Source organism: Nguyenibacter vanlangensis (genome assembly GCF_013376155.1).
Lineage (GTDB): Bacteria > Pseudomonadota > Alphaproteobacteria > Acetobacterales > Acetobacteraceae > Gluconacetobacter > Gluconacetobacter vanlangensis.
This window is the reverse complement of the sequence record NZ_JABXXP010000089.1, coordinates 1-8,189: the sequence shown is the minus strand read 5'-3', so window position 1 is coordinate 8,189 and position 8,189 is coordinate 1. Positions and strand designations below refer to the sequence as shown.

At 66.7% G+C, this 8,189-nt stretch carries 9 protein-coding genes, 2 tRNA genes and 1 pseudogene; 3 read left to right on the top strand and 9 right to left on the bottom strand.

Translation table 11 applies throughout. The features are described 5' to 3' along the window. The 4 genes and pseudogenes from HUK84_RS07090 to HUK84_RS22825 all read right to left on the bottom strand — a co-directional run. Positions 1-373: pseudogene (locus HUK84_RS07090) on the bottom strand (O-antigen ligase family protein); the annotation flags it as partial. 120 nt (positions 374-493) lie between these two features. Then, positions 494-1,165, bottom strand: a complete 672-nt coding sequence (locus tag HUK84_RS07085; protein ID WP_176639655.1) for a hypothetical protein — start codon at positions 1,163-1,165, stop codon at positions 494-496. A 130-nt stretch (positions 1,166-1,295) separates the two neighbouring features. Next, positions 1,296-1,889, bottom strand: coding sequence for an aminotransferase class I/II-fold pyridoxal phosphate-dependent enzyme (locus HUK84_RS07080; RefSeq protein ID WP_246285493.1), 594 nt, complete (start codon positions 1,887-1,889; stop codon positions 1,296-1,298). Between the two features lie 117 nt (positions 1,890-2,006). Next, positions 2,007-2,843 (bottom strand): LytTR family DNA-binding domain-containing protein, encoded by an 837-nt coding sequence (locus HUK84_RS22825; RefSeq protein WP_218064261.1) that lies wholly within the window; start codon positions 2,841-2,843, stop codon positions 2,007-2,009. A 102-nt stretch (positions 2,844-2,945) separates the two neighbouring features. Between HUK84_RS22825 and HUK84_RS07070 the strand changes: the two genes are divergently transcribed. Beyond that, entirely contained in the window at positions 2,946-3,500 is a 555-nt protein-coding gene (locus HUK84_RS07070; protein ID WP_317135247.1) for a DUF6622 family protein, read from the top strand. Between the two features lie 64 nt (positions 3,501-3,564). On the opposite strand, the gene HUK84_RS07065 is transcribed toward HUK84_RS07070, so the two are convergent. The 4 genes from HUK84_RS07065 to gatC form a co-directional block, all read right to left on the bottom strand. After that, a tRNA-Ser gene (locus HUK84_RS07065) sits at positions 3,565-3,657 on the bottom strand. 94 nt (positions 3,658-3,751) lie between these two features. Beyond that, positions 3,752-5,200 carry an Asp-tRNA(Asn)/Glu-tRNA(Gln) amidotransferase subunit GatB gene (gatB, locus tag HUK84_RS07060; RefSeq protein ID WP_176639657.1) on the bottom strand — a complete coding sequence of 483 codons (1,449 nt, stop codon included), beginning with the start codon at positions 5,198-5,200 and terminating at the stop codon, positions 3,752-3,754. After that, positions 5,200-6,681, bottom strand: a complete 1,482-nt coding sequence (gatA, locus tag HUK84_RS07055; protein WP_176639658.1) for an Asp-tRNA(Asn)/Glu-tRNA(Gln) amidotransferase subunit GatA — start codon at positions 6,679-6,681, stop codon at positions 5,200-5,202. Before gatA ends, gatB begins: the two co-directional genes overlap by 1 nt. Continuing rightward, a complete protein-coding gene (gene gatC, locus HUK84_RS07050) occupies positions 6,681-6,968 on the bottom strand; it encodes an Asp-tRNA(Asn)/Glu-tRNA(Gln) amidotransferase subunit GatC (protein WP_176639652.1) in 288 nt (95 codons plus the stop codon). Before gatC ends, gatA begins: the two co-directional genes overlap by 1 nt. 75 nt (positions 6,969-7,043) lie before the next feature. Here gatC and ruvX point away from each other — a divergent pair, with 75 nt between their 5' ends. Then, entirely contained in the window at positions 7,044-7,532 is a 489-nt protein-coding gene (ruvX, locus tag HUK84_RS07045) for a Holliday junction resolvase RuvX (RefSeq protein WP_176639651.1), read from the top strand. A gap of 46 nt (positions 7,533-7,578) precedes the next feature. On the opposite strand, the gene HUK84_RS07040 is transcribed toward ruvX, so the two are convergent. Then, a tRNA-Val gene (locus HUK84_RS07040) sits at positions 7,579-7,653 on the bottom strand. A 167-nt stretch (positions 7,654-7,820) separates the two neighbouring features. Between HUK84_RS07040 and HUK84_RS07035 the strand changes: the two genes are divergently transcribed. After that, on the top strand, positions 7,821-8,189 hold a 369-nt coding region (locus HUK84_RS07035; protein ID WP_374729282.1), incomplete at its 3' end, for an N-formylglutamate amidohydrolase.

Sequence of the window (8,189 nt, the reverse complement as noted above, 5' to 3'; positions counted from 1 at the left end):
CCACCAGCCCCAGCACCGTCCCCAGCCGCCGCCGCGCCGCCGCGCCCCGCAGCACCCAATGCTCCAGCGCCGCGGCGAACAGAAAGAACCGGACCAGAACCGCGGCTTCCCCCACCGCATGGCGCGATCCATGCAGCAGCGATGACAGGACCGCCAGGCCGCAGAAGGCCAGCGCGAATGGAAACCACCCGCGCCGCCACCACGTCCCGGCACGCCCGATCCGGCACTGGACCAGAAACAGAATCCCCACGGCGGACATGATCCCGTCGCCGATCGCCCGGCCGCGCAACTGAAAGAGCGGCAGCGCCATCGTCAAGGCCAGCGCGATCCACCACAGGCTCGCCGCCAAGACCCGGCTGCGCCGCGTCGCCATATCCGCCTTCATTGCGCCTTTGTCGTCCCTGCTCTGTCGGCGCTCATCCATACAGGCACGGCCCTCGGGTGGCGACCCCGCGCGGAACGGCCACGTCACCGGCCCCACCTCACCGGCCGGTCAGGGAACCAGGCATTGCGCCTGCCAGAACCCCTCCCAGGCGGCATAGAGCGGCACCCCCGCGGCAACCGCACGTTCCAGCGCGCCGCCACGGCCCATGATGCCGTCGGCAAGGCGGATCACCCCCGGATTGCACAATATGCGCCGGACCGAGTCAGGATCGGGGGCCACCCCGGGACGCGCCGACCGGGTCATCAGGCGCGACACCGCCTCGGCCTCCCGCCCGGGGCCCAGCGCGTCGGCCATCATGGCAACGGCGACGGCCGGGCTCCGGCTGCGGCCATGCAGGCAATGCACCGCGACATGGTCGCAGCCGGCCGCACGCACATGGCGCCCGAACGTCAGCACGTCGCGCACCTGCTCCTCATACGGGCCAAACCAGCGCGATCCGTCCGCAGCCACCCATTCCGGAACCGGAATGTCATCAAAGCTTACCCGCAGCACGCCATACGCGAAGCGCCTCTCGTCAATCCGCGCGGGCTTCTCCCTCACCCCGATGATCGAAACCAGCGCACCAGCCCGCGCCAGATCGGCTTCCACCAGACCGGCTTCCGCCACCTCCTTGGCGTAAGGGAGCGCCAAAAACCCGTCAGCCAACCAATTCCCCTTTTTTGGACACAGGATGAGAGAAATCTCGGACAGAATCAGGCCGGCGCGGCAGGGCGCGCCCATCCTGTTGCGTGCCCCGGAAACCTGGCGCAATCCTATCGAACGCCGGCAGGGTCACATCGTTGCGCGGATCAATCCATCTTCCGCAGATAACGTTTCCTTATAATCTCCGCCGATCACGGCGACGATGCGCTCACCCACCACCTCCTTCGCAACGGCGACCGGACGCCAGAGCGCGTTCCAGTACTTCGAATATGCGTGCCTCGCCCATCTGTGCGACGTTGAAGCGCATGAAGCCCGTGGCGGTCTGCGAGACGCTGAAAACATTGCCGGGCGCCAGCACGACATCCTCGCACAGCGCAGCCCGGGCGAGCGTCGTGGCGTCCTGGCCGGCGGGCAGGGCGTACCAACGGTAGAACCCGCCGCGCGGCATAAGCCAGGGCGTGATGCCCAGTGCCTCAAGCCGCACGGCCGTATCGCGTCGGGCGCGGACAAGCCGTCGCCGCACCGCCTCCATATGCTTGCGGTAACCACCGTCGTTCAACACCGCGAAAACCAACTCGGCCGTGGCCGGACTGACGCCGCCGAAACTTGTCGCGACCTGCAGATCGATCAGCGCGTCGATCCAGTCCGAGCGCGCCGCGATATAGCCACAACGGATCGAAGCCGAGAGCGTCTTCGAAAAGCTGCCGATGCGGATCACACGCGCGAGCCCATCGAGCACGGCAAGACGCGGCGACGATTCGGGCTCGAAATCGCCGAAGATGTCATCCTCGACGATCGTCATGCCGGATGGAGCCGGCCTGGTCATGCTTTGCATCGCCGGTGCCCGGCGCTTTGCATGAAGAGGCGCTTTGCATCATGAAGAAAGGCACCGACCGCGCATCGTTCCGTCCCTGGACGGCTACAGCCAGCCGACGGCCCGGCAGGCCGGGACATTGGCCTTGCTGATGGGGACATTCAGGCCGGTGGGCAGTTCCAACTGCCAGGACTGCCCCCGGCGCGCGACCCGGGGAGCCGCATCCATCGCCACCCAGAACGAGCGATGCACCTGCAGGCCCGCATCCGCGCCCAGGCTGTCGATCGCATCGCGCAGACGCAGCAGGATCAGCGCCTGCCCCCGGTCGGTATGAATGCGCAGGTAATGGTCCTCGGCCGCAAGCGCCAGCAGGGTCGCCCCGGCCAGATCCGGCGCATGACGCGCCAGGAAATCGCGCACCGGGAAATCGCGCGTCGGGAAATCGCGTGCCGGCATGCTCGCGGCGGGGACAGGCAATGCGGTCGGCGAGCCGCTTCCGACGGTCCCGGCAGCCAAGTGCCCGCGCGCCGCACCATCGGACCGCAGGCCATACCGGATGGCGGCCAGAATTAATCCGAGCCCCAGCGCGTAGGCATAGAAGGCGGCAAAGTCACCGGCGGTGCCGACCGACCCGTTTACGATGAGCATGCTGATCGGCACGGCCGGAATCGAGGCGATGCCCAATGTCAGAAGATAGGCCCCAAACGGCGGACGGGCCGCTTTGGCGTCCGCACCGCGCCGTCGCCGCGACACGCCATCGCGCGCCAGGCAGATCGCCGTTTCCCATATGACGCCGCAGGCCAGCCAGTCGAAGGCACGGCGGGGCAGAGGAATGGCCTGGGTGCCCCATGGGGCGAGAAACGTCATGGCGGCGGCGGTGGCCAGGACAAAACCGCCACGCCGCATCACGTCGCGCATCGCCTCGGTCAACGCGTCCTCCATGCCCTCCATCCACGCTTCGCGAACGGCCCACGCTTCGCAAACGGCATGTAAGCATCGTTTCACGAAAGCGGCGAGCATTTCGCGAAACGGGCACTGCCCCGTATGACGGGGATCTTGCAGGGTGACCCGGTCGAAACCCGAACGGAATGCCCCGCCATGTCTTTGCCGATGATCCTTTCACACGTCCCGCTCTGGGTCTGGCTGTTGCTGTCCTATCTGGTCTGGCAGGGATGCGCCGCTTTGTCGGATACGACCGTAACGGTGCGACGGGTGGCGCTGCTGCCGCTGGTGTTCGTCATCTGGGGGCTGTCGGGCCTGGTCGCGCATTCGGGGGGCATGGCAACGCCCTATCTGGCCTGGCTGATCGCGGCCATGTGCCTGGCGCCGGTCGGGTACAGGATCGGTCCGAATCGCATGGTGATCGACCGGACGCGCGGCATCGTGCATCGCAAGGGCAGCCTCTGGCCGCTGATCCGCAACGTCACCCTGTTCGCCGCGCAATTCGCCATCACAATCGCAGTCGCGGCGATGCCGGACCAGCGAGTCGCACTGGACCTGCTGCGCGGTGCACTCTCAGGCGCACTGGCGGGGTATTTCCTGGGCTGGGCGCTGGCGTTCCGCCGCCGTTACGAAGCAGAGGATGGCATGCCAGCATAAGCACGGGGACGGGCCTCTCAGAGGCCCGCGCAACAAACTGATTTTTCAGGAAATTTTTTCAAACTGGCGGAGGGGATGGGATTCGAACCCACGGTACGGCTTGACACCGTACAACGGTTTAGCAAACCGCCGCCTTCAGCCACTCGGCCACCCCTCCGCCGAAGAGCGTGCTCATCACACGGCGTTTGCAGCGCTGCTTGTAGACTGTCGCCACAGCGCCGTCAAACCCCAAACCGATGGCTGTCAGAACGCTAGAGAACTTTCTTCAACGCCTCGTTCACCAGGGCCGGATTTCCCTTGCCGGCCATCGCCTTCATCACCTGGCCGACGAAGAAACCGAACAATTTGTCCTTGCCCCCACGATATTCGGCCACCTTGTCCGGATTCGCGGCCAGCACGGCCTGCACCGCCGCGTCGATCGCGCCGGTATCCGTCACCTGCCGCAATCCCTTGCGCTCGACGATCACGGCCGCCGAATCGCCGGTCTCCAGCATGTCCTCGAAGACTTCCTTGGCGATCTTGCCGTTGATCGTCCCGTCCGTGACCAGGTCCAGCATGCCGCCCAGTGCCTCGGCGCTGATCGGGCTGTCCTGGATCGTGCGGCCGGTACGGTTCAGCGCGGCGAACAGATCGCCGGTCACCCAGTTGGCCGCCAGCCGCGGATCGCGTCCGCGCGCCACCGATTCGTAGAAATCGGCCGTCGCCTGCTCGGCCACCAGCACGCCGGCGTCATAACGTGGAATGCCGTATTCGGTCTGGAACCGCTCGCGCTTGGCGTCGGGCAACTCCGGCAGGGCCGATTCCAGTTCGTCCACCCACGATTCGGCGATCACCAGCGGCAGCAGGTCCGGATCGGGGAAATAGCGGTAGTCGTGCGCATCTTCCTTGCTGCGCAGAGACCGCGTCTCACCCCGCGCCGGATCGAACAGGCGCGTCTCCTGGTCGACCTCGCCCCCATCTTCCCATATCTCGACCTGGCGCAGCGCCTCGACCTCGATCGCCTGCATCACATAGCGGATCGAATTGACGTTCTTGATCTCGCAGCGCGTGCGGAACGGCTCGCCCGCCTTGCGCACCGACACGTTGACGTCGGCCCGCATCGAGCCTTCTTCCATGTTCCCGTCGCACGTACCCAGATAGCGCAGGATCATGCGCAGCTTGCGCAGATAGGCCCCGGCCTCCTCGGGCGAACGGATATCGGGCTCGCTGACGATTTCCATCAGCGCGACGCCCGCGCGGTTCAAATCGATGAAGGACCGTGCCGGGTCCTGGTCGTGCATCGACTTGCCGGCATCCTGTTCCAGGTGCAGACGCGTGATCCCGATGGTGCGGGTCGACCCGTCCGCCAGTTCGATCTCCACCGCGCCCTCGCCCACGATCGGATGGGCGAACTGGCTGATCTGATAGCCGGTCGGCAGGTCGGCATAGAAATAATTCTTGCGGTCGAAGCGGCTCTGCAGGTTGATCCGCGCCTTCAGCCCCAGCCCGGTTCGCACGGCCTGCGCCACGCATTCGCGGTTGATGACCGGCAGCATGCCGGGAAACCCGGCATCCACCAGGCTGACATGCGTGTTCGGCTCGCCGCCGTACGACGCCGACGCACCCGAGAACAGCTTGGACCGGCTGATGACCTGGGCATGCACTTCCAGGCCGACGACCAGTTCCCACGGGCCGGTGCGGCCCTCGATCACATAGGCCATCACGCCACCTCCGCCCGCAGGGCGGGGCGATGCGCGAAGGACGCCGCCCGCTCGATCGCGCTGCCCGCGGCGATGACCGTTTCCTCGTCGAAGGACCGGCCGATCACCTGCAGCCCCAGCGGCAGCCCGCTGCCGCTCAGCCCCGCCGGGACCGACATCGCCGGCACGCCGGCCATGCTGGCCGGCACGGTGAACACGTCGTTCAGATACATCTGTACAGGGTCATCCATCTTCTCGCCCTGCGCGAAGGCGGGCGAGGGCGCGGTCGGCGTCAGCAGCACGTCCACCATGCGGAACGCCTCCTCGAAATCCCGGCGGATCAGGTGGCGCACCTTTTGCGCGCGCAGGTAATAGGCGTCGTAATATCCGGCCGACAGGACATAGGTCCCCATCAGGATCCGGCGCCGGACCTCGGGCCCGAAGCCCTCGCGGCGCGTCGCCTCGTATAGCGCGTCCAGCGATTCGCCGGGCACGCGCCGGCCGAAGCGCACGCCGTCATAGCGCGCCAGGTTCGACGAACATTCCGCCGGCGCCACGATATAATAGGTCGCAAGCCCATATTTGGTGTGCGGCAGCGACACGTTCACGATCTCGCATCCCGCGTCGCGCAGCCAGGCGATGCCCTGCTCCCACGCCGCCTCGATCTCGGCCGGCATGCCGGCCACCCGATATTCGGCGGGGATGCCGACCTTCATGCCCTTCAGCGAGCGGCCGCAGGCGGCGCGGTACTCCGGCACCGGCACGTCCACGCTGGTGCTGTCGCGCACGTCGAATCCCGCCATGGATTGCAGCAGGATGGCGCAATCCTCGACGGTGCGGGCCATCGGCCCCGCCTGATCGAGCGAACTGGCGAAGGCGATCGTGCCCCAGCGGCTGCACCGCCCATAGGTCGGCTTGATTCCGGCAATCCCGCAATAGGCCGCCGGCTGGCGGATCGACCCGCCGGTATCGGTACCGGTCGCCCCCATCGCCAGCCCGGCCGCGACCGCCGCCGCCGAACCGCCGGACGACCCCCCGGGCACCAGCACGGTGTCCGGCTCACCCGTGCGCTTCCAGGGATTTTCCACCGCCCCGAAGGCCGAGGTGATGTTGGCCGATCCCATGGCAAATTCGTCCAGGTTCGTCTTGCCCACGAACACCGCGCCATCGCGCAGCAGATTCGCCGTCACCGTGCTTTCGTACGGCGGCACGAAATCTTCCAGCATCCGGCTGGCGGCGGTGGTGCGCACGCCGTCGGTGCAGAACAGGTCCTTGATGCCCAGCGGAATACCCGTCAGCGCGGGCGCATCCTCGCCCGCCAGGACCGCATCGGCCCGCCGCGCGGCGTCCAGCGCCCGTTCGGCGGTAACGGTGATGAAGGCGTTCAGCCGGCCGTTCAGCGCCTCGATCGCGGCCAGATGGGCCTGCGTCAGTTCGACGGCGGAAAAGTCGCGCCGCTTCAGCCCCCCCTGGGCGGAAGCGATCGTCAGTTCGGTCAGCATCATTCAACCACCTTCGGCACGGTATAGAACGGCCCCGCCTTGTCGGGCGCGTTCGACAGGACGGCATCGCGCGCCTCCCCGTCGGTCACCCAATCCTCGCGCATGCGCAGCGCCGCGTGGCCGGTGCCCACCATCGGCTCGACACCGTCGACATCGACTTCGTTCAACTGCTCGATCCAGCCGAGGATACCGTTCAATTCCCCCTGCAGGGCCTGCAAATCGGACTCATCGATACCTATCCGCGCCAGCCTGGCGATACGTCGGACGGTCGCGGGATCAAGCGACATGAAGCATAACTTTCCATCATGATCTGGGGGGAATATCCTGCGTACAGAATATCGCGCGGACCATAGACCCAGATAATGCCCCTGTTCAACATGCACCAGATCCGCGCCCGGCTGGGCCGCAACCAGCGCCTGCTGGGTCTCGATCCGGGACAGAAGACGATCGGCCTGGCCCTGTCGGACGTGTCGCTGATGCTGGCATCGCCCTACGGCACGCTGCGCCGCGCCAAGCTGTCGGCCGTCGCCGCCGAAATCGGCGCGATCGCCCGGCGCGAGGATGTGGGCGCCCTGGTCTCCGGCCTGCCCTTGTCCCTGGATGGCAGTTTCGGCCCCGCGGCGCAGGCGGCGCGCGACTGGATGGCCACCCTGTCGGAACAGGTCGGCCTGCCGGCCGCCATGTGGGACGAGCGCCTGTCCTCCAGCGCGGTCAACCGCATGCTGATCCAGGACGCCGACATCAGCCGCCGGCGCCGCGCCGAACTGGTGGACAAGCTGGCCGCCGCCTACATGCTGCAGGGCGCGCTGGACGCATCGGCCAGCCCCGCCGATGGCGAAGATGGGGCATAATGCCGATATGTTTTCACGGCACGCACAAAGAAGGAGAACCGAAGGATGGTGGGCGCAACAGGGATTGAACCTGTGACCCCTACCATGTCAAGGTAGTGCTCTACCGCTGAGCTATGCGCCCATCCGTTCGGTGAACAGGCTTCTAGCCGGGCTGGTCCCGTTGCGCAACCCGTCCGTGCGGAAAAAATGACGTCCCGTGTCTGTTTTCATTAAGCAATTGAGAATACGGGTTAAATTGCCTCGATTCCCCGCGAAGCCTCGCGCCGGATCCGTGGACGAGCCACCAAGGTGAACGAGATCTCAACGTCCCGGGACGCCCCCTTCATCCTGGTTCCGCCCCGCCGGACAGCGATCCCTATGGTCGTGGCGTCCCCCCATTCCGGCCGGACCTATCCGCCCGATTTCCTGGCGCGGACCCGGCTGGATCTGCCGGCCCTGCGCCGCAGCGAGGATTTCCATCTGGACGAATTGCTGACCGACGCGCCGGACCTGGGGGCCAGCCTGCTCTGCGCCACTTTCCCGCGAATCTATTGCGACGCCAATCGCGCCGCCACCGAACTGGATCCCGGCATGTTCACCGAGCCCCTGCCGCCCGGCTGCGACAGCACGTCGCCCCGCGTGCGCGCCGGGCTCGGCGTCATTCCACGCATTTCGGCC

Excerpts from the sequence above, each read along its gene's own strand:
- HUK84_RS07080 (WP_246285493.1), bottom strand. The coding sequence starts at position 1,889 with ATGACGATCGTCGAGGATGACATCTTCGGCGATTTCGAGCCCGAATCG.
- gatA (WP_176639658.1), bottom strand. The coding sequence starts at position 6,681 with ATGCTGACCGAACTGACGATCGCTTCCGCCCAGGGGGGGCTGAAGCGG.
- gatB (WP_176639657.1), bottom strand. The coding sequence starts at position 5,200 with ATGGCCTATGTGATCGAGGGCCGCACCGGCCCGTGGGAACTGGTCGTC.
- gatC (WP_176639652.1), bottom strand. The coding sequence starts at position 6,968 with ATGTCGCTTGATCCCGCGACCGTCCGACGTATCGCCAGGCTGGCGCGG.
- HUK84_RS22825 (WP_218064261.1), bottom strand. The coding sequence starts at position 2,843 with ATGGAGGACGCGTTGACCGAGGCGATGCGCGACGTGATGCGGCGTGGC.
- HUK84_RS07070 (WP_317135247.1), top strand. The coding sequence starts at position 2,946 with ATGACGGGGATCTTGCAGGGTGACCCGGTCGAAACCCGAACGGAATGC.
- HUK84_RS07085 (WP_176639655.1), bottom strand. The coding sequence starts at position 1,165 with ATGGGCGCGCCCTGCCGCGCCGGCCTGATTCTGTCCGAGATTTCTCTC.
- ruvX (WP_176639651.1), top strand. The coding sequence starts at position 7,044 with ATGCCCCTGTTCAACATGCACCAGATCCGCGCCCGGCTGGGCCGCAAC.